General features: G+C 69.7%; 19 protein-coding genes. 12 read left to right on the forward strand and 7 right to left on the reverse strand.

Annotated features, from left to right (window positions below):
* The first annotated feature begins 38 nt into the window (after positions 1–38).
* From ACZ7OI_RS38095 to ACZ7OI_RS38125, 7 genes are all read left to right on the forward strand, one after another.
* Positions 39–1622 carry a class I adenylate-forming enzyme family protein gene (locus ACZ7OI_RS38095; protein WP_470268965.1) on the forward strand — a complete coding sequence of 528 codons (1584 nt, stop codon included), beginning with the start codon at positions 39–41 and terminating at the stop codon, positions 1620–1622.
* Positions 1619–2479: an SMP-30/gluconolactonase/LRE family protein gene (locus ACZ7OI_RS38100; RefSeq protein WP_470268966.1), complete on the forward strand. Its 861-nt coding sequence runs from the start codon at positions 1619–1621 to the stop codon at positions 2477–2479. Before ACZ7OI_RS38095 ends, ACZ7OI_RS38100 begins: the two co-directional genes overlap by 4 nt.
* Before the next feature lie 87 nt (positions 2480–2566).
* Positions 2567–3613: a zinc-binding dehydrogenase gene (locus tag ACZ7OI_RS38105; protein ID WP_470268967.1), complete on the forward strand. Its 1047-nt coding sequence runs from the start codon at positions 2567–2569 to the stop codon at positions 3611–3613.
* A 22-nt stretch (positions 3614–3635) separates the two neighbouring features.
* On the forward strand, positions 3636–5054 hold the full coding sequence (locus ACZ7OI_RS38110) for an aldehyde dehydrogenase family protein (RefSeq protein ID WP_470268968.1): 1419 nt from the start codon (positions 3636–3638) through the stop codon (positions 5052–5054).
* Positions 5051–5851 (forward strand): crotonase/enoyl-CoA hydratase family protein, encoded by an 801-nt coding sequence (locus tag ACZ7OI_RS38115; RefSeq protein ID WP_470268969.1) that lies wholly within the window; start codon positions 5051–5053, stop codon positions 5849–5851. The genes ACZ7OI_RS38110 and ACZ7OI_RS38115 overlap by 4 nt, the downstream gene beginning before the upstream one ends.
* Positions 5851–7002 (forward strand): acyl-CoA dehydrogenase family protein, encoded by a 1152-nt coding sequence (locus tag ACZ7OI_RS38120; protein ID WP_470268970.1) that lies wholly within the window; start codon positions 5851–5853, stop codon positions 7000–7002. Before ACZ7OI_RS38115 ends, ACZ7OI_RS38120 begins: the two co-directional genes overlap by 1 nt.
* Complete coding sequence (locus tag ACZ7OI_RS38125) at positions 6999–8015, forward strand: acyl-CoA dehydrogenase family protein (protein WP_470268971.1); 1017 nt, start codon at positions 6999–7001, stop codon at positions 8013–8015. The genes ACZ7OI_RS38120 and ACZ7OI_RS38125 overlap by 4 nt, the downstream gene beginning before the upstream one ends.
* A 4-nt stretch (positions 8016–8019) precedes the next feature.
* On the opposite strand, the gene ACZ7OI_RS38130 is transcribed toward ACZ7OI_RS38125, so the two are convergent.
* The 3 genes from ACZ7OI_RS38130 to ACZ7OI_RS38140 all read right to left on the reverse strand — a co-directional run bounded on the left by ACZ7OI_RS38130 (position 8020) and on the right by ACZ7OI_RS38140 (position 13515).
* Complete coding sequence (locus ACZ7OI_RS38130) at positions 8020–9723, reverse strand: sigma-54-dependent Fis family transcriptional regulator (protein WP_470268972.1); 1704 nt, start codon at positions 9721–9723, stop codon at positions 8020–8022.
* A 67-nt stretch (positions 9724–9790) separates the two neighbouring features.
* Entirely contained in the window at positions 9791–10600 is an 810-nt protein-coding gene (locus ACZ7OI_RS38135; RefSeq protein WP_470268973.1) for an alpha/beta fold hydrolase, read from the reverse strand.
* A complete protein-coding gene (locus tag ACZ7OI_RS38140; protein ID WP_470268974.1) occupies positions 10597–13515 on the reverse strand; it encodes an AMP-binding protein in 2919 nt (972 codons plus the stop codon). The genes ACZ7OI_RS38135 and ACZ7OI_RS38140 overlap by 4 nt, the downstream gene beginning before the upstream one ends.
* Positions 13516–13649: 134 nt before the next feature.
* On the opposite strand from ACZ7OI_RS38140, the gene ACZ7OI_RS38145 reads away from it, so the two are divergent.
* Complete coding sequence (locus ACZ7OI_RS38145) at positions 13650–14507, forward strand: SDR family oxidoreductase (RefSeq protein ID WP_470268975.1); 858 nt, start codon at positions 13650–13652, stop codon at positions 14505–14507.
* Between the two features lie 31 nt (positions 14508–14538).
* Here the strand turns inward: ACZ7OI_RS38145 and ACZ7OI_RS38150 are convergent, their stop codons facing one another.
* Positions 14539–14985 carry a MaoC/PaaZ C-terminal domain-containing protein gene (locus ACZ7OI_RS38150; protein ID WP_470268976.1) on the reverse strand — a complete coding sequence of 149 codons (447 nt, stop codon included), beginning with the start codon at positions 14983–14985 and terminating at the stop codon, positions 14539–14541.
* A gap of 130 nt (positions 14986–15115) precedes the next feature.
* Between ACZ7OI_RS38150 and ribB the strand changes: the two genes are divergently transcribed.
* Positions 15116–16279 carry a 3,4-dihydroxy-2-butanone-4-phosphate synthase gene (ribB, locus tag ACZ7OI_RS38155; RefSeq protein ID WP_470268977.1) on the forward strand — a complete coding sequence of 388 codons (1164 nt, stop codon included), beginning with the start codon at positions 15116–15118 and terminating at the stop codon, positions 16277–16279.
* Between the two features lie 12 nt (positions 16280–16291).
* Positions 16292–16780 (forward strand): NUDIX domain-containing protein, encoded by a 489-nt coding sequence (locus tag ACZ7OI_RS38160; RefSeq protein ID WP_470268978.1) that lies wholly within the window; start codon positions 16292–16294, stop codon positions 16778–16780.
* Between the two features lies 1 nt (position 16781).
* Here ACZ7OI_RS38160 and ACZ7OI_RS38165 read toward each other — a convergent pair whose 3' ends face one another.
* The 3 genes from ACZ7OI_RS38165 to ACZ7OI_RS38175 are packed head-to-tail and all read right to left on the reverse strand — an operon-like array spanning position 16782 to position 19493.
* Positions 16782–17543, reverse strand: a complete 762-nt coding sequence (locus ACZ7OI_RS38165) for a crotonase/enoyl-CoA hydratase family protein (RefSeq protein ID WP_470268979.1) — start codon at positions 17541–17543, stop codon at positions 16782–16784.
* The gene (locus tag ACZ7OI_RS38170) at positions 17540–18304 is read right to left on the reverse strand and encodes an SDR family NAD(P)-dependent oxidoreductase (protein WP_470268980.1); all 765 of its coding nucleotides are present in this window, start codon (positions 18302–18304) and stop codon (positions 17540–17542) included. Before ACZ7OI_RS38170 ends, ACZ7OI_RS38165 begins: the two co-directional genes overlap by 4 nt.
* A 10-nt stretch (positions 18305–18314) precedes the next feature.
* Positions 18315–19493, reverse strand: coding sequence for a thiolase family protein (locus ACZ7OI_RS38175; protein ID WP_470268981.1), 1179 nt, complete (start codon positions 19491–19493; stop codon positions 18315–18317).
* A 238-nt stretch (positions 19494–19731) separates the two neighbouring features.
* Between ACZ7OI_RS38175 and ACZ7OI_RS38180 the strand changes: the two genes are divergently transcribed.
* A complete protein-coding gene (locus tag ACZ7OI_RS38180; RefSeq protein ID WP_470268982.1) occupies positions 19732–20865 on the forward strand; it encodes an LLM class flavin-dependent oxidoreductase in 1134 nt (377 codons plus the stop codon).
* A gap of 114 nt (positions 20866–20979) precedes the next feature.
* Positions 20980–21651 carry a TetR/AcrR family transcriptional regulator gene (locus ACZ7OI_RS38185; protein WP_470268983.1) on the forward strand — a complete coding sequence of 224 codons (672 nt, stop codon included), beginning with the start codon at positions 20980–20982 and terminating at the stop codon, positions 21649–21651.
* Positions 21652–21703 lie beyond the last annotated feature (52 nt).

Below are 21703 nucleotides of genomic sequence, written 5' to 3' on the forward strand. Positions count from 1 at the left end.
GCACGGTGCCCACCCGAGGAGAGAAAGGGGTGTGCGCCATGGGGATGAGCCTGGCATTCGTGACGGATGCGGTGGCGGGCCAGTTGCCGCCGGCAGCCTCGGACAAACCGGCGATCGCCTGCGGCGAGGAGGAATCCCTTACCTGGGCCGGGTTCCGGGAGACCGAACTCCGGTACGCGCAAGCGCTGTGGAAGGCCGGGGTCAGGAAGGGCGACCGGGTAGCCCTGCTGTTGCGCAATTCCGCCGATTACGTATGCCTGTACTTCGCGTGCGCGCGGGCAGGGGCGATCGCGGTTAAAGTGAACTGGCGGCTGACTGCGCCGGAGATCCGTTTCGCACTGCAGGATTCCGAGTCGGGGACTCTGGTGTTCGACGCGGAATTCGCCGAGATCGTGGAAAAAGTGCGGCCGGAGCTGCCCGTCGATCGGTATGTGGCGCGAAACGACGGGCATCCGCTGCCGGGATGGGCTGTACCGCTGGGCGAGTTCGCCGCGGAACCGGGCGGCACTGACGGCCTGCCGGAAGTGGGCCTCGACGATCCCGTGTCGATCATGTACACCTCGGGCACCACCGGAAGGCCGAAAGGCGTCGTGTTCACGCACGCCAACGTGCTCTGGATCGCGGCCATCCAGACGCAGAAGTGGAAGATCGACAGCAACGCGGTGCTGCACACCGCCGGCCCGCTGTTCCACATCGGCGGGTTCGAGGCGTTCATCCTGCCAGGATTGACGAATCACGCGTCCGTCGTGACGACTCCGTCGGGCGGGTTCACGGTCGGGGGCTTCATGGCCGCGGCGCGTGCGCACCGGTCGACGAACGTCCTGCTGTACCCGGGAATGGTCGCGGAGCTGCTGACCGCGCCCGACCCTGCGCAGCTGGTCCCCGAGTCGGTGACGCAGATCCTCACCGGCGGCGACGTGGTCGCGCCGTGGATGTACGAGCGGCTGGCCGAAACGCTCCCCGGCGTGCGACTGGACCAAACGTACGGCCTCACCGAAGGCGGCGGTCTCAATTCGACCCTCGACTTCGCTGATGCGCGCGGGCACGAGAGCAGCATCGGCCGGGCGCAGGCGATGTCGGAAGTGCGGGTGATCGCGCCCGGAGGGCGACTCGCCGACGTCGACGAGGTCGGCGAGATCCAGGTGCGCAGTGGCGGCATGAGCGTGGGCTACTGGCGCCGACCAGAGGCGACCGCGGAGACCTTCGCGGACGGCTGGTGCCGCACCGGCGATCTGGGCCGGGTCAGCGCCGACGGTTTCCTGTACCTCGCGGGGCGGGCGAAGGACATGATCCGCAGCGGCGGGGAGAACGTCTACCCGGCCGAGGTCGAGATGGCGATCACCAGCCACCTCCTCGTCAACGACGCGGCCGTGATCGGGGTGCCGGACGAGAAGTTCGTCGAAGTCGGCGTGGCGTTCCTGGTGGCAGAAGCGGATTTGGACGCAGCGGAGCTTCGGACGTTCCTCTCCGCCCGGCTCGCGAAGTTCAAGATCCCGCGCTACTTCGTCGTCGTGCCCGAACTGCCCCGCAACCCGAGCGGCAAGGTGCAGAAGGCCGTGCTGCGCGACCGGTACCCCGATGCCAGGTCGCTGCCGGCGGTCCAGAAAGGAGAGTCATCGTGAAACAGCACGACATGGCGGAGTTCAGCGCAGGGCACGGCTTCCTGGAGTCGCCCCGGTGGCACGACGGGAAGCTGTGGCTGAGCGATTTCTTCCGCAAACACGTCATCACCGTGGACGAGGACGGCTCCGTCGACAAGATCGCGGAGGTCGAAGCGTCCCCGTCCGGGATCGGTTTCCTCGACGACGGTTCGGTCCTGGTCGTCTCCCAGTACGACCGGAAAGTGCTGCGGGTGGCCCCCGACCGGACAGTGTCCGAGTACGCCGACATCGCCGCGTTCACCGGCGGGATCGCGAACGACATGCTGGTAGGCCCGTCCGGGCACGCCTACGTGGGCAACTTCGGTTTCGACGTCGTCGGCGGCGAACCACCCAAGCCGACGCATCTCGCGCATATCGCGCCAGGCGGCAAGGTACGCGAAGTGCCCGGGGAAGTGCTGTGCCCGAATGGCGCCGGCTTGACTCCGGACGGCTCGACGCTGGTCCTGTCCGAGACCTTCGGCCACCGTATTTCCGCCTATGACGTGAACAGCGACGGTTCTCTCACTGGTTTTCGGCTGTGGGCGGAGCTGCCGGAGACGTTCAGCCCGGACGGCCTGGCAGTCGACGCGGACGGCGGAGTGTGGGTCGCGAACGTCTTCGTCGACCAGCCCGAAGGCGGCTTCTACCGGGTCGAAGAGGGCGGTGAGATCACCGACTTCATCCCGGTGCCCGACGCCTGGGCGGTCGCCTGTGCGTTCGGCGGTCCTGATCGCGACGTGCTGTACCTGGTCTGCAACGCCACCACCCTCGCGGATTTCGGCGCCGGCCGATCACGCGGGTTCGTGCGCACGGCGCGTGTCGGCCGCCGCGGCGCCTGAAGCATCCCATCGGAAAGGACGAAGTCGTTGTACCAAGGACGGATCGCGCGGTTCGACGCGCCAGGACAGCCCTTCACTCTCGAAACAGTGAGCTTGGACGACGTCCGGCCGGGCGAGATCCTGATCAAGGTGACCCGAGCCAATATCTGCGGCTCGGACTTGCACGCGTGGCACGGCGAGTTCGCCACCGGCGGGCTCGGCGGCCAGTTGCCCACGGTGCTCGGCCACGAGATGGTCGGCGAGATCGCCGCGCTGGGAGACGGAGTCGGCGCGGACGCGAACGGGAAACCGCTCGCGGAGGGAACGCGGGTGGTGTTCCCGTACTTCACGGTTTGCCACACCTGCCGCAACTGCTTGTCGGGAAGGCGTGCCGCTTGCCCGAATCTGACGATGGCCATGCTCGGCCGTGCGGACAAGCCGCCGTACTTCGTCGGCGGATACGGGGATTACTTCGTGCTTCCCGTCGGCTCCGTGGTCTACACCGTGCCGGACGCGGTGTCCGACGAACTCGCCTCGGGGGCGAATTGTGCCTTGTCCCAGGTGATGCACGGGCTGGAGCGAGTTGGGCAAGGGTTTGGCGAAACCGTTGTGGTGCAGGGAGCCGGTGCGCTCGGCTTGTACGCCGTAGCGGTCGCGAAGGCGCGCGGGGCGAGCCGGGTGATCGCGATCGACGGGGTGCGCGAGCGGCTCGAGCTGGCGACCGCTCTCGGCGCGGACGACGTGCTCGACATTGCCGAGGTCGCCGAAGCCAAAGACCGGGCGAAGCGGGTGCGCGCGCTGACCGGCGGGCAGGGTGCGGACGTCGTGGTGGAGGTCGTCGGGCATCCGTCGGCGGTCGATGAGGGGCTGAAGATGCTCGGCCAGTTCGGTCGTTACCTGGAGATCGGCAACATCAACTTCGGCAAGACTGTGGAGATCGACCCGTCGCGGCTGGTGTTCTCCAACAAGACGATCGTCGGCGTTTCGCTGTACGAGCCGATCGTGCTGTCGCGCGCTTTGACGTTCCTCGAGCAGTATCACGACAAGCTGCCGCTCGAACGACTCGGCTCGGCGACGTACCGGCTCGACGACATCAACGCGGCGTTCGCGGCTGCCGAAGGCAAGCGCGACGTCCGCGCCAGCATCGTTCCCTGAACCCACGCGCGTAAGGAAGAAAATGCACAACTACGACCGCAGGTCGCTCTACATCAGCGGGGAATGGGTGCCGTCGTCGGGCGACGAGGTCATCGAGGTGATCGACCCGTCGACGGAGCAGGTGCTGGGTTCGGTACCGGCCGGCACGGCGGACGACGTGGACGCGGCGGTGTCCGCGGCCCGCCGCGCGTTCGACCCGGTGATCACCGTCGCCGAACGCCGGAACCGGCTCGAGACCGTCATCGCGGCGATGGAGAAGGCCCTGCCCGGCCTCGCCGAAACGATCGGCCGGGAAATGGGCGCACCGCTGCGGACCGCGCAGGGCGTCCAGACCCAGCTCGGCCTCACCGCCGCGCGCGGCATCCTGTCCGTTCTGGAGAGTTACGAATTCGGAGAGCGGGTGGGGAACTCGCTGCTGGTGCGCGAGCCGTACGGCGTGGTCGGCGCGATCACCCCGTGGAACTACCCGATCTACCAGGTCGTGGTGAAGGTGCTGCCGGCGATCGCGGCCGGCTGCCCGGTCGTGCTCAAGCCGGGCAATGAGGCGCCGTTGTCGGTGTTCGAACTGGTCGAGGCGATCGGCGAAGCCGGGCTGCCGCCCGGCGTGCTCAACCTGGTGTCCGGCCCCGGCCGCGAGGTCGGGGAAGCGATCGCCGGACACCCCGGAGTCGATCTCGTGTCGTTCACGGGCTCGACCGCCGTCGGCGCCCGGGTTGCCGAACTGGCGGCGTTGTCGGTCAAGAAGGTGACGCTCGAGCTGGGCGGCAAATCGGCGAACGTCATCCTTGACGACGCGGATCTGCCGACGGCAGTGAAAGTCGGTGTGGGCAACGCTTTCCTCAATGGCGGGCAGACCTGCGTCGCGTGGACCCGAATGCTGGTCCCGCGCTCTCGCTACGACGAAGCACTGCAACTGGTGGCCAAGGCGGCATCCCGGTACACGGTTGGAGATCCGTTCGACCCGGACACCCGCATCGGGCCGGCCGCTTCGGCGAAACAGCTCGAGATCGTGCGCGGGTTCATCGAGCGCGCGCAGCGGGACGGCGCCCGGCTCCTCGCTGGCGGCGCCGGGAAACTCGCCGACACGGGCTACTACGTGTCTCCCACGGTGTTCGCGGATGTCGATCCGGACTCCGAACTGGCGCAGCAGGAAGTCTTCGGACCGGTGCTCGCGGTGATTCCTTACGACACCGAAGAGGATGCGCTGCGGATCGCGAACGGCACGGACTACGGGCTGTCCGGAGCAGTGTGGGCCGGATCGCTCGAACGCGCGCTCGCGTTCGCGCGCCGGGTGCAGACCGGACAGCTGGACATCAACGGAGGCCGGTACAACCCGCTGGCACCGTTCGGCGGTTACAAACGTTCCGGCGTCGGACGGGAACTCGGCCGGGCCGGGCTGGAGGAGTACCTGCAGCTCAAGTCTCTGCAGTTGCCCGAATGATCGCGGGGGAGACAGACGCCGTGCACAGCCCTCTCGACATCGCGACGGACGGAGCGGTCCGCACCTGGACCGTCAACCTGCCCGACCAGGGCAACGCGATCGCCGGCCCGGAGTTCGTCTCGGAGCTCGAATCCGCGGTCGACTCGGTCAACGGGGACTTCTCGATCCGCGCGGTGATCCTGACCGGGGCGGGCCGGATTTTCTCGGCGGGCGGCAACGTGAAGGAAATGGCCGACCGGCGCGGAGTCTTCGGCCTGGACGCCCGCGCGCAGCGCCACGGCTACGTGGACGGAGTCCAGCGCATCCCGCGCGCTCTCGCCCGGTTGGAGGTGCCGCTGATCGCCGCGGTCAACGGACCGGCGATCGGTGCCGGCTGCGACCTGGCGTTGATGTGCGATTTGCGGATCGCGTCCGAACGGGCGTCGTTCGCCGAGAGCTTTGTCCAGGTCGGGCTCGTCCCCGGAGACGGCGGCGCATGGTTCCTGCCTCGCGCGGCCGGTTGGGAGCGGGCGGCCGAGATGACGTTCACCGGGGACCGGATCGATGCCGCCACGGCGCTGTCGTGGGGGCTGGTCGGCCGGGTCGTGCCGCACGAGGAGTTGCTTCCGGCCGCGCGCGCCCTCGCCGAGCGGATCGTCAAGAACCCCGCGCACGCACTGCGGATGGCGAAGCGGTTGCTGAGGGAATCGCAGGGCAGCGGCTTGGAATCGGTGCTCGGCATGGCTTCGGCGATGCAACCCTTGGCGCACGGCGATCCCGAACACGCCGCCCGGCTGGAGAAATGGAGGACCCGCTGATGGCTCTGCCCCGATTGGTGCCCCCGGCCGCCGCTGCCGGCCCCGGACTGGACGCGTTGCGCACGGAAGTGCGGGAGTTCCTCGCCCGGCAACTGGCGGACGGCGCGTTCACCCCGTTCGTCGACTGCTGGCTGTGCGGCTGGGACGAGGACTTCACCGCCGCTCTCGCGGCCCGAGGCTGGCTCGGGATGACCATTCCGGCGGCATACGGCGGGCACGGCCGGTCCTTCGTCGAACGCTACGTGGTGACCGAAGAACTGCTCGCCGTCGGCGCTCCGGTAGCGGCGCACTGGGTGGCCGACCGCCAGATCGGGCCCTCTCTGCTCAAGTACGGCACTGAGCTGCAGAAGACGCGTTTCCTCCCGCGGATCGCGCGTGGCGAGTGCTTCTTCGCAGTCGGCATGAGCGAGCCGGATTCAGGGTCCGACCTGGCGAGCGTCCGCACCAGGGCGGCCCGGAGCGAAGGCGGCTGGAACCTCACCGGGACCAAAGTGTGGACGTCGGGCGCACACCGGTCCGAGGCGTTCATCGTGCTCGCCCGCACCGCGCCGGCCGACCCGCAGCATCGGCACGCCGGGCTCAGCCAGTTCATCGTGGACTTGCACGCACCCGGAGTGGAGGTGCGTCCGATCATCTGGATGAACGGCACGCACCATTTCAACGAGGTGATCCTCGACGAGGTATTCGTCCCGGACGCGATGGTGTTCGGCGAGATCGGCTGCGGCTGGCAGCAGGTGACGTCCGAGCTGGGCTTCGAGCGCAGCGGTCCGGAACGGGTGCTGTCGACTTTCCCGGTGCTGGCCGCGTGCGCCGAGGGCATGGCCGCGGGCCGCATCGAGCCGGACCCGGACTTGGGCCGGCTGGTCGCGCGGGTCGCCGGGCTGCGCCGGATGTCTTCGGCAGTGGCCGGGGCGCTACAGCGGCACGAGCCCGCCGACGTCCCGGCCGCCGTGGTGAAGGTGCTCGGCACCGCCACCGAAGGCGACATCGCGGACTACGCGGACCTGCTGACCGGCGACCGGCCGGACAGCGATCGCGAGCTGCGGGAGCTGGCTGAGGTCGCCGCGGACCAGCGTCCCGGGTTCACGATCCGAGGCGGTACGAACGAGGTGCTGCGCGGCGTGATCGCGCGGGGATTGGGGCTTCGATGACGAGCGTGGACCAGGATCTGGCCGATCTGGTGGAGACGGTCTTCGCCGACTACCGGACCGCGCACCCGGAGGTTTCGGCGGAGCCGGATCCGCGGCTGTGGCAGAGCTTGGCGGATCTCGGCCTGGTGCGGCTGACCGGACCGGAAAGTTCCGGCGGCAGCGGGGCCGGATTGCCGGAAGCCGCGGCCCTGCTGTCCGCGGCGGTGCGGCACGCGGTGCGGATCCCGTTGGCGGAGCACGATCTGCTGGGGTGCGCCGTGCTCGACGAACTCGGCGTGGCGGCCGGGGACGCGCTGCGGACCGTGTGCGTCCTCGACGAAAGCGGCACCGCCGCGGGCACCCCGTGGGCGCGCGGCGCCGAGCGGATCGTCGCGATCTACCGGCGTGCCGGCGACTGGTTCGTGGCCGATGCCGATGCCGCGAAACTGAAAATCGACTACGCCGTCAACACGATCGGCGAGCCGCGCGACACCGTGTCCGCCGACGTGGCGACGCTCGAGGGAATTCGTGCTGACGATGGCCTGGTCGAGCGGCTGCGGCTCAAGTCGGCCCTCGTCCGGGCGATCCAGGTGTGCGCGGCGCTAGACCGTGCCGTGGAGCTGTCCGTGGAGCACGCGGCGACGCGCGTTCAGTTCGGCCGTCCGATCGCACGGCTGCAAGCGGTGCAGCACCTCCTCGCGGACATGGCCGCCGAGGCCGGGCTGGCGCGGGCCGCCACCGAGGCAGCGCTGGACGCTGCTGTCGCGTCGTCGTGGGCGAGTGCGGACCTCGGGTTCCTCGTGGCCGCTGCACGGTCGTGCGCGGGCCACGCCGCGTCGGTCGTCGTGCGGAACGCACATCAAGTCCACGGCGCGATCGGCGCTACGAACGAACACCGGCTGCACCATTTCACGCGACCGGCGCTCGCGTGGCGGGGCGAGTTCGGATCCGTCCGCGACTGGGATGCGGAGGCGGCCAGGCTGGCGATGGCCGCGGCCGCAGGCGACGGGTTGTGGCGGTTGGTCACCTGCTGACGTTTCAGCGCGCCAGTTCGTGACCGGAGGCGATGCCGAGCGCCCGGATCTTGCGGTAGAGCGTGGCCCTGCCGATGCCCAGGATCCGGGCCGCGTCGGTCCGGTTGTTCTGCACGCTGGCCAGGGTTTCGATGATGAGGTCCCGTTCGGACTGCTCCATCGGCGTCAGCTGCCGCCGATGGGCCCGCTTCAGCAACCAGGCCGGCACGTGCTTCAGGTCGATGTCGCCGGATCCGGCCGCGTCGAGCGCGGACGCCAGCACGTCGCGCAGTTCGGCTGTGTTGCCCGGCCACGAGTACCTCATCAGCGCCTGGACCGCGGGCAGCGTGCAGCGCACGGTCCGGCGGGGCTCGAGGTGGGCCAGCAGCGCCGGCACCAGGTCGGCGACGTCCTCGCTGCGCTGGCGCAGCGGCGGCAACCAGACGGTGCTCGGGAAAGCGGCCAGGACGAGGTCCGCGCGCGGGGAATCCTCGTCGCAAGTCACGATCAGCCGCCCCGGCGCGCCGCCTTTCCTGGCGAGTTCGGCGAGCCCCGTCCGAACGTCCGGGGCCAGCTGATCGATCCGGCGCACGACGACTGTGCTCCCGTCGCGCAGCGCCGCGTCCCATTCCGGCAGCAGGTTCGCGCCGTCGTCCGGATTCGAGTCGTGAAGCCGCAGGACGCCTCCGCGTAGCCGGTGGAGATGCTTCGCCAGGTGGATCTTGCCGGTGCCGGTCTCGCCGAGAACCGCGAGCGGACGCGGGTCGGCGGCCAGCGATTCGACGCGTTCCCGGACCAGGCTCCACTGCGCGCTCCGGCCGGCCAGTGCAGCGGGATGCGGCGCTGCAGCCGAAACCGTTCCGCGCGGCGCACGGGCGAACTGGGGGCTGAGCCGCACGACAATGCCGGGCGCGGACCGGGCCGGTCCCGCGTCGACGACGGTCAGGTGGATGCGATACGTGCCCGCCGCGAGCGGGACGCTGCCCGTGTCGCGTCCGTTCGCGACCAGTGTGGTCGCGGCGTCCCAGAGGACGGCTTGGTCGGCAGGCCCGATGTGTTCCGCGGCCGCGGTGTTGCCGAGAAAGAACTCGGGACGCATTGCGACCACTGGGCCGCGCACTGTGGTGCAGGTGCGCACGAATCGTTCGAGCAGCGCCACTTCCGCCGCCGAGGACAGATGCGACAGCCGCGTTTCGATGTGCTTGGCCGCCTCGACCAGCAGCGGCTGCATGAGCGGATGAAAGTCCCGGGCCAGACAGGTGAAGTCGAGAACCCCTTCGACCCGGCCGCTGACCGGATGCCGGATCGGCACGCCCACGCAGGAGAAGTTGCGCAGGAAATCGGCGTAGTGCTCTTCGCCGCGCACGACAACGACCTTCGCCTCTTCGAGCGCGGTGCCGACGCCGTTCGTCCCGGCGAACTCCTCAGGGAAGCCGAAACCGGGAGCGACGCTCGATTTGTCCAGTTTGTGAGCGAGGCCGGGCATGCCCACCCAGCGATGGAGGATCCGGGCATCGCGGTCGGCGAGGAACACGCTGTGGTGGGTGTCGGACATGCTGGCGACGAGCCGGTCGAGCACCGGCCGGGCGGCGCGCATCATCCGGCTGTCGTCGTCGAGGTCCTGCAGATAGGGCAGGTCCGGGTGCACGCCGTGGTCCAGCCCGCACGCCGACGACCGCTTCCACGAGCGCGCGATGACCGCACGCGGGGCCTCGCTGCCGGCCGCCATCTCACACCTCCTCGTGTGACGCAGGTCTCGCTCGACGGTACTCGCCGGCCAAGCGGGCGGCAGCGTCTCATTCTGAGACACCTCGGAGGAACTGCTCGATCAGCGGCGTTGCGCGCTCCGGTTCGTCGAACAGAAGCAAGTGTCCCGTTCCGGCCAGGATCTCCAGCCGCGCGTCGGCGAGGCGGCTCGCGAGCCAGCGCCCGTTGAGGACCGGCACGACCGGGTCGCAGTCGCCGTGCAGGACAAGCGTCGGCACTCGCATGGAGGGCAGCCACCAGAAGCTCGACCAGCAGAGAGCCGCGAACATCTGGAAGCGGTAGCCGGCCGGGTCCGGCGGCTGGACGGCGCGCGCATCGACAATCTGCCTGCGCACCTGCGGGTCGCGCGCGGTGCGGCCGCCGGCGAGCAAGGCCAGATCGCGCTCAGCCGCTGCGGTGTCCCGGTGGCACCGGGTGGACAACAACGCGCGCAGCACGGAGGGGCCGGGCGGCACCGCTCCGAACCCGAACGTGGTCCCGCAGAGCACGAGTCGCCGGACGAACCGCGGATGCCGTCGCGCGATCTCCTGTGCGACGAGCCCGCCGAACGAGAACCCCAGGACATCAGCGTGCGCCACGCCGATCCGGTGGGCGGCGGCGACGAGCAGATCGGCGATCGCGCCGATGCCGATCGGCATCGGCGGCCGGTCGGAACCGCCGGATCCGGGATTGTCGATCATGATCAAGTCGCGGTCCGGCAGACGTTCGGCCAACGGCGCCCAGCTTTCCACGGCGCCGCCGATGCCCTGGACGAGGAGGAGCGGCGGCGCCGTCGGGCCTGGCCGGTGCCACACCCGGATGCGCAGCCCGTCGATCACGAGGTGGCGTTCGAGCGTCATCGGCGGCGGTATCCATCCCGCTCCGGACCGAGCTGCCAGGTCTCGAGCGGCTCAGCCGCGCGGAGGGGACCGGCCAGCGGCCGGGACGAGGCTCCGACCGGGATCTCGGCGAAGACGAGGACTGTCAGCGGCCATTCCGGGCGAGGCAGGCGGCGCACCGCGGCGTCGAGGTCTTCCGCCGTGAGCGTTCTGCCCGGCAGAAGGGACACCGCGGCGGTGACCCGTTCGCGGTCGCCGTCAGGAGTCCCGTAGGCGAGGGCGAGGTCCACCGCGTCGATCCGCCCGAGTGCGATGCGGATCGCGGCAGGGGCGACCACCCCGTCCCGGGCACGGATCAATGCGTCGACCGGGTCGAGCAGCCACAAGTCGCCGTCGGCGTCACGGGTGAACAGGTCTCCCGTCGACTGCCAGACGTCGTCTGGGGCGAAAACACCGCGCAGCGCCCGGTCGCCGCCGCGGGCGAGCAACAGGCCCGCCTCTCCGGTCCGGCATTCGCGGCCGAGCCCGTCCGGGCCATACGCCAGCTGACGCGTTTCCGCGTCGTAGGCTGCCACCCTCACTTCCGCGGTGCCGGGCAGCGGCCGTCCGACCGCGCCGATCTTCGTGGTGCCGACGTTGGCGAGGATGGCTTCGCCGTCCGGCGACGCATAGAACTCGAGCACCTTGGCGGGTGCGAACCGCGCGGTGACGCGGCGCCACAGGTTCGGAGGCATCCCGGATCCGATGAACAGACGGATCGAGTGGTGCCGCTCATGGGGATGGGCGGGCCCGTCGGCGATCGCGCGCAGCGAGGTCCAGGTGTAGGAAACGTGGGTGGCACCGTAGCGGCGGACTTCCTCCCAAAAAGTGTCCGGATCGGTTCCGCCGGGAAGCGCCAGGCGAGCCCCGGACGCGATCGCCGCGCCGACCGCCATCAGCAATGCGGAGGGATGATGCAGCGGAGTCGCCGAGTACACGGTGTCGCTGCGTTTGAGCGCCGCCGCGCTTGCGGTTCCCAACGCGCCCAGCGCCCAGCGCCGGTTGCTGATCTGCCTGGCCCGGGTCCGGCCGCGCGTTCCAGTGAACAGGATGAACGCGATGTCGGAGCCGCGGCGCGGGTTCGGCCGGTACCACGCGGGCAGTTCGACGTCGTCCGGGTCGATCCGCTCCATGTCGACGACGTGCGCCGGCAACGTGCGCGGCGTGGCACCGCCGCCGAGTACACACCAGGTCGCCCCGGGGATCGGGTCGGGCAGCGCTTGTTCCGGATCGGAGATCAGCCAGTGCGGCGCGCTCGCGGCGACTTCGGCTGCGAGATCTCCGTCCGGACGGAGGAGGACGGCCGTCGCGCCCAGCCGGCTGATCGCAGCGATGGCGCTGAGGCCGGACGGCCGGGGGCTCATCAGCACTGCCACCCGGTCGCCCTGACGCACGCCCAGGCTGATCAGTCCCTTGACGACGCTGTCCACTCGGTTGGCGAGTTCGCGGGCGCGCACGACCCGGTCTCCCCACAACAGCACGATGCCGTCCGGGTCGCGCTGCGCGGATTCGTGGAGCAGCAGACCCAGCGAGATCTCCGTCGCCGGGCGGAGCCCGTCCAGCCGGTTCAGGAGCGGCAGTTGCGCGCCGCGCTCCTGCGCGACTGATTTCAGGAGGCTGGTGGCCGTGGACACGGTGCGAAACGCGCCGTGCGAGAGCCCCACTCCGAGGTCGACGCCGGACTGCACGCGACGGGACAGGACGCTCGGCGTCCAGGCCCGGGTCGATTCGACCTGCCCCGCGGGGATGATCCCGTCCGGTGGGTGCGCGTCCGCTCCGGCGCGCCACCGGATCCACCGGGCGACCTGGGGCCAGGTCCGCTTGCGGGCACCGGAGCCGGCGACGATCCCGAAGTGGCCGCTGGTCAAGGTCAGCTCGTAGACCTCAGCGCGCGGCGCGGCCCGGACGATGCTGCGCACCGAGTGCGGGTGCCCTTCGCGGTCGGCCTCGCCGACCGCGATGAGGACCGGGCATTCTATGTCCGCGAGCGTCACCGTGCGGTCGCCGATGACAAGCCCGCCGTCGAGGAACTGGTTGCGGATCACGGCCTGCTGGAGAAAATCCCGGACCGCCGGGCCGGACCAGGCCGTCCAGCCCTTCGAATCGAGGAAGACCCGTTGCTGCTCGCCGGGGAGGAGCTTTTCCCGATCGTGCAGCTGACTCAGGTACCGCAGCCGGCCCCGGACCGTCGCGACCGGATCGAGCAGCCGGGTCCAGCTTTTGTTGAACCAGCCGGGCAACGAAATGTGGTCGAGTACCTTGCTGTCGAGCAAGGCCTGAGCCAGGTGCGTGTAGGACTCCAGGGAGATCGGAATGGGCAGCGGGGCGGCCGAGAAGTCCAGCGGGGCGCCGAACGCGATGACCGAGTCGATGCCCTCGCAGCGCCGGTAGGCGGCCGCCTCGTAGGAGAACATCCCGCCCTGGGAGTAGCCGCCGAGCACGACGTCGCGTCCAGTCGCCTGGCGCGTCCGGTCGACCGCGTCCACGACTGCGAGAACGTGGTCGGCCATGGTCCGCTCGTGCCCGCCTGGCTCGTCCTCCGGCCGGCCGAAGTCGACCAGCCACACATCGACCCCGTTCTCGTGCGCGGCGCGGACGGAGCTGGACCGCGGCGCGACGTCGTACACCTCGGCGGCCATCATGAGCGGTGGGACCAGGACCAGCGGCGGCAAGTCTCCGGGAGGACCGGCGGGGAAATAACGGCGCAACCGGTACATCCGGTCGCCCCCGACGACTTCGTAGGGCGCCGACTCCTCGTCGACGCGCAGGCCGCCGTGCCGCGCGTACTCCGCGAAATTGCGTGCGGTCGCTTCAGCGCGTCTGATGCGGCCGACCGTCTCGCCGGCCGCGCCGCCGAGGCGTTTGCCGAGGTTCGCCGCCACTGACAACGGATTCATCGCACCCCCGTCCATTCGGGACGCCCACGGTAATCCGGTGCCGGATGCCGGCAGGCGTCTCACTTTGAGACGCCTGCACACGCTCCGCAGGCGACAGTCTCGATCCCGCACCGCTCGTGGAGTGAGGAGTTCTGATGACCGCACGACTCTCCGGCCGCACGATGATCATGTCCGGCGGAAGCCGCGGGATCGGTCTCGCGATCGCCGAACGAGCCGCCTCGGACGGGGCGAATGTCACGCTCATCGCGAAGACCGATCATCCGCACCCTTCCTTGCCTGGCACGATTCACACCGCGGCCGCGCAGATCGAACGGGCGGGCGGCAAGGCGTTGAAGATCGTCGGCGACATCAGGGACGACGAGCAGGTGGCCTATGCCGTCGAGCAGACGCTGGCGCGTTTCGGCGGTGTCGACCTGGTGGTCAACAACGCGTCTGCCATCGACCTGTCCGGCACGGACGAGATCACGATGAAGAAGTACGACCTCATGCAGGACATCAACTGCCGGGGGAGTCTTCTGCTGTCCAAGATGTGCCTGCCCGCCCTGCGAAAATCAGCCGCGGCCGGTCGCGACCCGCACATCCTGACTCTGTCCCCGCCGCTCAACCTGAATCCGGCATGGGCGGGCCGAAGCCTCGCTTACACCATCGCGAAGTACGGAATGTCCCTCACGACGCTGGGCCTGGCCGAGGAATTGCGCGAGGAGGGCATCGGGGTGAACTCGCTCTGGCCGCGCACCACTATCGCGAGCGCTGCTGTGCGAAACCTCCTCGGCGGTGCCGAGACAATCGAGAAGTCCCGCACCCCCGCCATCATGGCCGACGCCGCTTACGCGATCCTCACCTCGCCCGCCCGCGAAACGACCGGCAACTTCTTCCTGGACGACGAACTCCTCGCCGCGCGCGGAACCACTGACTTCCACCAGTACCGCGTCGTCCCCGGAGACACGGAACTGCGCTTGGACGTCTTCGTCGACGGCCCTCTCGGCGGCTGAGCCGATCGGCTTTCCCGCGGCTGCGGCCTGGCTACTCCGGACGGCAGCGCGTCAGCGACACCATTTCCCCGGCCTGCACCACCGTGTGTTCCTGGTTCACCACCTCCACCCGCTGCACCACCACGCCCCGGCCCGGGTTGGAGGTGCGGCGGGCTTCGGTGACCTCGTTGCGGACGCGGATGGTGTCGCCCAGGCGGACCGGCGCGAGGAACTGCCAAGAGCGGATTTCCAGGAACGCCACCAGGGTGTCGTCGAAGTACCCGGTCCGCGCGCGCAGGCCCACGGCCATCGACAGCACCAGGGCGCCGTGCGCGATGCGAGAGCCGAACGGCGTCGTGCGTGCGTGTTCGGCGTCGGTGTGCAGGGCATGCACGTCCCAGGACAGGCCCGAGAACGCGACCACGTCGGCTTCGGTGACGGTGCGCGCCGGGGTTTCGAACGCGTATCCGACGGGGAGATCTTCGAACCATTTGCCCATGTGCTGATGCTCCTTCGAGGAATGGCGGGCGGTCGACCGGAGGGGACCACCGTGTTATGTTCATACTAACCGGTCGGTATTAGCAAGGGCGGGGAGCGATATCCGCCCCAGAGCGAACGGAGGCACGGGCATGGCCGACGCATTCCCTTCCGGGCGCGGGGTCGGTTTCGATCCGGTGCCTACGGCGATCGCGGCGATCCGGGCTGGGCGGCCGGTGGTGGTTCTGGACGACGAGGGGCGGGAGAACGAAGGCGACCTGGTCTTCGCGGCCGAGGCGGCAACTCCGGAACTGCTGCACTTCACCGTCCGCTACACGTCGGGCTTTGTGTGTGCCGCGCTGCCCGGCGCAGATCTGGACCGGCTCGGGCTCCCGCCGATGACTCCCGTCAACCAGGACCCTCGAGGCACCGCGTACGCGGTCACGGTCGATGCGAAAACCGGGGTGACCACAGGCATTTCCGCTCGGGACCGCGCGCGCACGATCCGGATGCTCGCCGATCCGGCGACTGTTCCCGAGGACCTGAGCCGTCCGGGGCACGTCGTTCCGTTGCGCGCGGTGGCCGGGGGAGTGCTGCAGCGAGCCGGGCACACCGAGGCCGCGGTCGAGCTGGCCCGGCTCGCCGGGCTGCGGTCGGCCGGAGCGTTGTGCGAGCTGGTCAACGACGACGGCACCATGATGCGCGCGCCGGAGTGCCGGCGGTTCGCCGACGAGCACGGGCTCGCGATGATCTCGATCGCCGACCTCGTCGCGCACCTGCGCCGCACCGAATCTCAGGTCGAACGCGCCGCGGACACCCGGCTGCCGACGGCCTTCGGGACGTTCCGGGCGGTCGGCTATCTCTCGCCGCGGGACGGGCGAGAGCACCTCGCGCTGGTGTTCGGAGACCTCGGCGACGGCGAGGACGTGCTGGTCCGGGTGCATTCGGAGTGTCTCACCGGGGACGTGTTCTCTTCGGTGCGCTGCGCTTGCGCGACGCAGCTGCAGACGGCCCTGCGCACTGTCTCGCAAGCCGGTCGGGGTGTGGTGGTGTACCTCCGCGAGCACCGGGAAGTCAGTCTGCTCGACAAGCTTCGGAGGTACGAGCTGCAGGATTCCGGGGTGGACACAGTGGAAGCGAAGCTGGCGGCCCGGGACTACCCCGCGTGCGCGCACCTGCTGGCCGACCTCGGAGTGCGGTCGCTGCGGGTGCTCACTGAGGATCCAGCCGACATGACCGGGCTCGCGGACTGCGGGTTGTCCGTGCTCGGCCGGATTCCGGTGGAAAGCCTCGCTGCCGCGGACAACGTCGCGTAGGGGAGCGCGGCCGTGTCGGACGAATGGTTCGTGGCCGCCGACGGTCGGCGACACTGGGGGCGGTACGGCGCGGCGGGAATACTGCTCGTGACCCGGCCGCCGCGCCGGGCTCTGCTGGTGCGGCGGGCCGGCTGGGTGCACGGCGGCCGCGGCGAATGGTCGATCCCGGGCGGCGCACTGCTGGCGGGAGAGACGGCGGCCGAGGCCGCGGTGCGGGAATTCGCCGAGGAGATGGGCCGCCTGCCGGATGCGTGGCGGCCGCTCGCGCGGTACGTGGACGACGTGGTGCCGGGGGAATGGAGCTACACCACCATTCTCGCCGAATGCGCCGAGACACCCGACTATTCGGAGACGTTGTCCGACGAACATGACGCGCACGTGTGGGCGCCGGTGGACGACGCGCGCCGGATGGACCTGTTCGCCCCGTTCGCCCGGGTTCTCCCGCGTTTGCTCGCGGTGCTGGACGCGCGGTCCGCCGAGCGACTGACCTCAGGCCGGTAACTCAGCGGCCTTCCCACGCTGGTTCGCGTTTCTCGGCGAATGCCCGGGTGCCTTCCTGCGCGTCGCGGGATTCCCTTACCGGCACAGAGATTTCGCGAGAGCGCGGGAACCTTTCTGCCGTCGGCCAGTCCCTGGCGCGGGTCATGATCTGTTTCGTCGCGCGGACGGCCAGCGGGGCGTTCGCGGCGATTGCCTGCGCCAGTTCGAGTGCGGTGGCGGCGGCCTGGCCGGGCTCGGTGAGCCGGTTGACCAAACCGGCTTCTGCGGCGCGTTCGGCCGGAACATGCGCGCCGGTGAGCGCCCATTCGAGCGCCAGCGCCTGCGGGACGCGGTGCGGCAGCCGGAGGAGTCCGCCGCCCGCGGCTACGAGGCCGCGCTTCACCTCGGGCAGGCCGAAGACCGCGGTACGGGACGCGACGAGAAGATCGCAGGCCAAGGCGATCTCGAATCCGCCAGCGAGGGCGTAGCCCTCGACCGCGGCGATGATCGGCTTTTCCGGCGGCGCCTCGACGATCCCGGCGAATCCGCGCTCCGGCACAATCGGCCGTTCGCCGGCGAGGAACGCTTTGAGATCCATGCCCGCGCTGAACGTGCCGCCCGCGCCGGTGAGGACGGCGGCGGTCAAGTCGGCGCGACTGTCCAATTCGGTCATCGCCGCGGCGATCGCTTCGGCGGCGGGCAGGTCGATCGCGTTGCGGGCGTGCGGCCGGTCGATGGTGACGACGAGGACGCCGCCCGCGGTTTCGGTGCGCACGCCGGTCATCGCGGGGCCATCCGGATCGCGCCGTCGAGCCGGATCGTCTCGCCGTTCAGCATCGGGTTGTCGACGATCGCCAGCGCGAGACTGGCGAATTCCCCCGGGCGGCCGAGGCGGGCCGGATGCGGCACGGTCGCGGCGAGCTTGTCGCGGACCTCCGGGCCGTGCCGGTCGAAGATCGGCGTGTCGAAGATGCCCGGCGCGATCGAGCAGACCCGCACCAGCTTCCGGGCGAGGTCCCGCGCCGCTACGAGCGTCATGCCGACCACGCCTGCTTTGGCCGAGGCATAGGGAATCTGGCCGATCTGCCCTTCCCAGGCGGCGACGGAAGCGGTCAGCACGCAGACGCCCCGTTCGCCCTCGACGGGTTCGTTCCGGGCCATCCGGGCCGCGGCTAGGCGCAGCACGTTGAACGTCCCGATCAGGTTCACCTGGACGATTTCCTCGTAGTCCGCGAGCGACCCGGGGCTGCCGTCCTTTTCGACGACCCGCACCGTCGCGCCCTTGCCCGCGCAGTGGACGACCGCTCGCAGCGGCGCGCGCTGCTCGGCCAGGTCGAGAGCGGTTCCGACCGCCTCGGGATCGCGGACGTCGGCGGGAGCGAACCGCACGTTCGGCCCGATCTCGGCGGCCACTTCCGCGCCGCGCGACGCGGGCCGGTCGAGGATCACGACTTCCGCGCCGCGTTCGGCCAGTTGCCGTGCGGCGGCCCGGCCGAGTCCCGAAGCACCTCCGGTGACGAGCGCGGACGCTGTGGCGAGTTCCATGGCGTTCCCTTCAGCCGAGCCGTTCGAGGACAGTCGCGTTCGCCATGCCGCCCGCCTCGCACATCGTCTGGAGGCCGAACCGGCCGCCGGTCGCTTCGAGGTGGGCGAGCATGGTGGTCATGAGCCGGGCGCCGGACGCGCCGAGCGGATGCCCGAGCGCGATCGCTCCGCCGCGCGGGTTGAGTTTCTCCTCTGGCACCGGGAATTCGCGATGCCAGGCCAGCGGAACCGCCGCGAACGCCTCGTTGACCTCGTACGCGTCGATGTCGTCCAGTGTGAGGCCTGCCCGGCCGAGCACCCGGTGCGTCGCGGGAATCGGACCGGTGAGCATCAGCTCCGGGTCGGAGCCGCACACTGCTGACGCCACGATGCGAGCCCGCGGCCGCAGCCCGAGCACGGCTGCCTTCTCCTCGCTCATCACCAGCAGCGCGGCCGCGCCGTCGGTGATCTGCGACGAGTTGCCCGCCGTGACCGACCATTCGACGTGCGGGAAGCGTTCTGCCAGTTCGGCGGTGCGGAACGCGGGGGAGAGGGCGGCGAGCCGTTCGGCCGTCGTGCCCGCGCGGATCGATTCGTCGCGGTCCACCACCGAACCGGATGCCTCGACCGGCACGATCTCCCCGTCGAACGCACCGCCGGCCGCGGCTTCCGCGGCGCGAGCGTGCGACCGGACCGCGTACTCGTCCTGTTCCGCGCGGGACAGGCCCCATTTCGAGGCGACCAGCTCGGCGGCGACGCCTTGCGGCACGAGTTCCGGGAACCGCTCGCGCACAGCGGGCCCGTGCGGGTCCGCGTCCTGCCGGTTCGAACCGATCGGCACCCGGCTCATCGATTCGACCCCGCCGGCGATCACTACGTCGTAGAGCCCCGCGGCGACACCGGCAGCGGCGAACTCAACCGCTTGCTGCCCGGAACCGCATTTGCGTTCGATCGACACAGCGGGCACCTCGACCGGCCAGCCCGCCGCGAGCACGGCCTGCCTGCCGGGCGTTCCGGCTTGTTCTCCGGACAGGGTCACGCAGCCGACGAGCACGTCGTCGATCTCGCGCGGGTCGAGGCGATTGCGCTCGGCCAGTGCGGAGAGCACATGCCCGAGCAGGTCGGCAGGGTGCAGCCCGGCGAGCGCGCCGGAGGCCTTCCCCCGGCCCATCGGGGAGCGGACAGCGTCGACGACGACGGCTTGCGGCAACGGTTTTCGCCTCTCTTCCGGAGTGGCTTCGTCAGGCCAACATACCGATTGGTTGGAAGAAGGGGAAGTGAGCTGGCTCGCCCGAGTTCTGCGGGCGGTGCGTGCGCGAAACCGAAGAAAGGCTTGTGTGTCAACGTGATGGAGCAATGCTGTCCACGGAGTGATCGAATCGTTGACGCCCGTTCGCGGACGACCGTATGCTTCACATACCAACTAGTTGGAATCTAAGGGAGTCGAGATGCACACGGGACTGACCCTGGTCTTCCAGAACCTGGAGCGGCAGCGCGGCGACGGCGACGTCTACGCGCACGAGCTGCGCTACGCCGCCAGGGCCGAGGAGCTGGGCTTCGACTCGGTGTGGACGCCGGAACACCACTTCACCGACTACCAGCTGACGCCGAACGTCCCGCAGTTCCTGTCCTGGGTCGCGGGGCAGACCAGCAGGCTGCGGCTCGGTACGATGGTGTCGGTGCTGCCGTGGCACGACCCGATCCGCATCGTGGAGAGCTTCACCATGCTGGACCACCTTTCCGGCGGCCGGTCGCTGCTGGGCATCGGCCGCGGCCTCGGCCGGGCGGAATTCGACGGTTTCCAGGTGGAGATGGGCAAGTCGCGGAAGCTGTTCACCGAGTACACCGAGGCGATCACGAGCGCGCTGGAGACCGGCGTCCTGGAGTACGGGGGAGAGGTCTACACGCAGCCGCGGGTGGAGATCCGGCCGGAACCGCGCGGGTCGTTCCGCGGCCGCACGTTCGCCTCGGCGGTGTCGCCGGAGTCGATCGACCTGATGGCGCGGCTGGGCATCGGCCTGATGGTCATCGCGCAGAAGCCGTGGGAAACCGTGCGGGCGGAGCTGACCGCCTACCGCAAGCGGTTCTACGAGATCAACGGCCGCGAGGCGCCTAAACCCGTCATCTGCGTGTTCGTCGGAGCAGCGGCGACCGAGCGGGAAGCGCAAGAACTGCGCGACGTGTACCTGCAGCGGTACGCCCTCTCCACGGTCGAGCACTACGAGTTCGACAATGTGGGTTTCGCGGAGATCGAGGGCTACGAGTACTACGCGGGCCTCAGCCGCAACATCGCCCGGCACGGCATCGACAAGTTCAGCGGGTTCCTCGCCGACCTCCAGGTCTGGGGAACGCCGGAGCAGGTGGTCGAAAAGCTGCTCGGCTACGTCGAGTTTCTCGATGCGGGCGCGGTTCTCCTCGTCCCGGCTTACGGCGGGATGCCGGCAGAGGTCGCGGATGCGAACTTCGACCTGATCACCCGGGAGGTGCTGCCCGCGCTGAAGGCGCACGATGTCGGCGGCGACATCGGGGTCAGGTACGCGGAGGAGCCGGTCCGCGACGAGGCACAGGCAGTGTTCGGCTGAGCTGGAGACCCGGCACGCGCGCCCCTGGATGCCCTGGTCAGAGGTTACCGTCTGCTACAGTCTGAACGGTCGGTATCCACAACCCGCACGGGTTGGCCAGATGAGGAGCACGGGATGGCCGCCGCCCAGGCGCGCACCGGGAAGCGCGCAGCCGCACAGAGCCGGACCAGGGCGCCCCGTGACCCGGAGGCCACCCGGAAAGCGCTCGTCGACGCCTCGCTGAAGCTGTTCGAACGGGACGGTTTCCACGCCACTTCCGTGCAGAAGATCGTCGACGAAGCGCGGCTCACCAAAGGCGCGTTCTACTACCATTACGAGACCAAAGAAGACGTCCTGCACGAAATCCACGACCAGTTCATCGATTTCCAGCTCAAGCGGCTGCACTCGGTGCTGGACGAGGGCGGCGAGCCGGACGAGGTGCTGCGCCGGATCATGACCGACGTGCTGATCGAGCCGATCAGCATCTACCGGTCCGAGATCTCCATTTTCATGCAGGAGCACCGGTTCCTGTCCAGCAAGACTTTCGCCTCGATCGGGCGCAAGCGCAACGAGTTCGAACAACTCGTCACGCAGGTGATCGAGCAGGGGATCGAGGCGGGCGCGTTCAAGCCGGTCGCCACCCCCCGGGTGCTCGCGTTCGCGGTCATCGGCGTGGCGGCGTGGGCGCACACCTGGCTCGACCCGCGCGGTGCGATGACGCCCCGGCAGATCGGCGAGGCCTTCGGCGAGATCGTCGTCGACGGCCTGCGCAAGGGGTCGTTGCCGAAGGGCAAGAAGCGCGCCTGAAGGCCCGGTCGCGCGGGCGGTTTCCCTTGTGGTTGACGGGAAGGACTCTCAT

Source organism: Amycolatopsis sp. NPDC114503 (assembly GCF_055633655.1).

Coding starts and splice junctions, on each gene's coding strand:
- ACZ7OI_RS38095 (WP_470268965.1), top strand. CDS start 39: ATGGGGATGAGCCTGGCATTCGTGACGGATGCGGTGGCGGGCCAGTTG.
- ACZ7OI_RS38110 (WP_470268968.1), top strand. CDS start 3,636: ATGCACAACTACGACCGCAGGTCGCTCTACATCAGCGGGGAATGGGTG.
- ACZ7OI_RS38115 (WP_470268969.1), top strand. CDS start 5,051: ATGATCGCGGGGGAGACAGACGCCGTGCACAGCCCTCTCGACATCGCG.
- ACZ7OI_RS38120 (WP_470268970.1), top strand. CDS start 5,851: ATGGCTCTGCCCCGATTGGTGCCCCCGGCCGCCGCTGCCGGCCCCGGA.
- ACZ7OI_RS38125 (WP_470268971.1), top strand. CDS start 6,999: ATGACGAGCGTGGACCAGGATCTGGCCGATCTGGTGGAGACGGTCTTC.
- ACZ7OI_RS38130 (WP_470268972.1), bottom strand. CDS start 9,723: ATGGCGGCCGGCAGCGAGGCCCCGCGTGCGGTCATCGCGCGCTCGTGG.
- ACZ7OI_RS38135 (WP_470268973.1), bottom strand. CDS start 10,600: ATGACGCTCGAACGCCACCTCGTGATCGACGGGCTGCGCATCCGGGTG.
- ACZ7OI_RS38140 (WP_470268974.1), bottom strand. CDS start 13,515: ATGAATCCGTTGTCAGTGGCGGCGAACCTCGGCAAACGCCTCGGCGGC.
- ACZ7OI_RS38145 (WP_470268975.1), top strand. CDS start 13,650: ATGACCGCACGACTCTCCGGCCGCACGATGATCATGTCCGGCGGAAGC.
- ACZ7OI_RS38150 (WP_470268976.1), bottom strand. CDS start 14,985: ATGGGCAAATGGTTCGAAGATCTCCCCGTCGGATACGCGTTCGAAACC.
- ribB (WP_470268977.1), top strand. CDS start 15,116: ATGGCCGACGCATTCCCTTCCGGGCGCGGGGTCGGTTTCGATCCGGTG.
- ACZ7OI_RS38165 (WP_470268979.1), bottom strand. CDS start 17,543: ATGACCGGCGTGCGCACCGAAACCGCGGGCGGCGTCCTCGTCGTCACC.
- ACZ7OI_RS38170 (WP_470268980.1), bottom strand. CDS start 18,304: ATGGAACTCGCCACAGCGTCCGCGCTCGTCACCGGAGGTGCTTCGGGA.
- ACZ7OI_RS38180 (WP_470268982.1), top strand. CDS start 19,732: ATGCACACGGGACTGACCCTGGTCTTCCAGAACCTGGAGCGGCAGCGC.
- ACZ7OI_RS38185 (WP_470268983.1), top strand. CDS start 20,980: ATGGCCGCCGCCCAGGCGCGCACCGGGAAGCGCGCAGCCGCACAGAGC.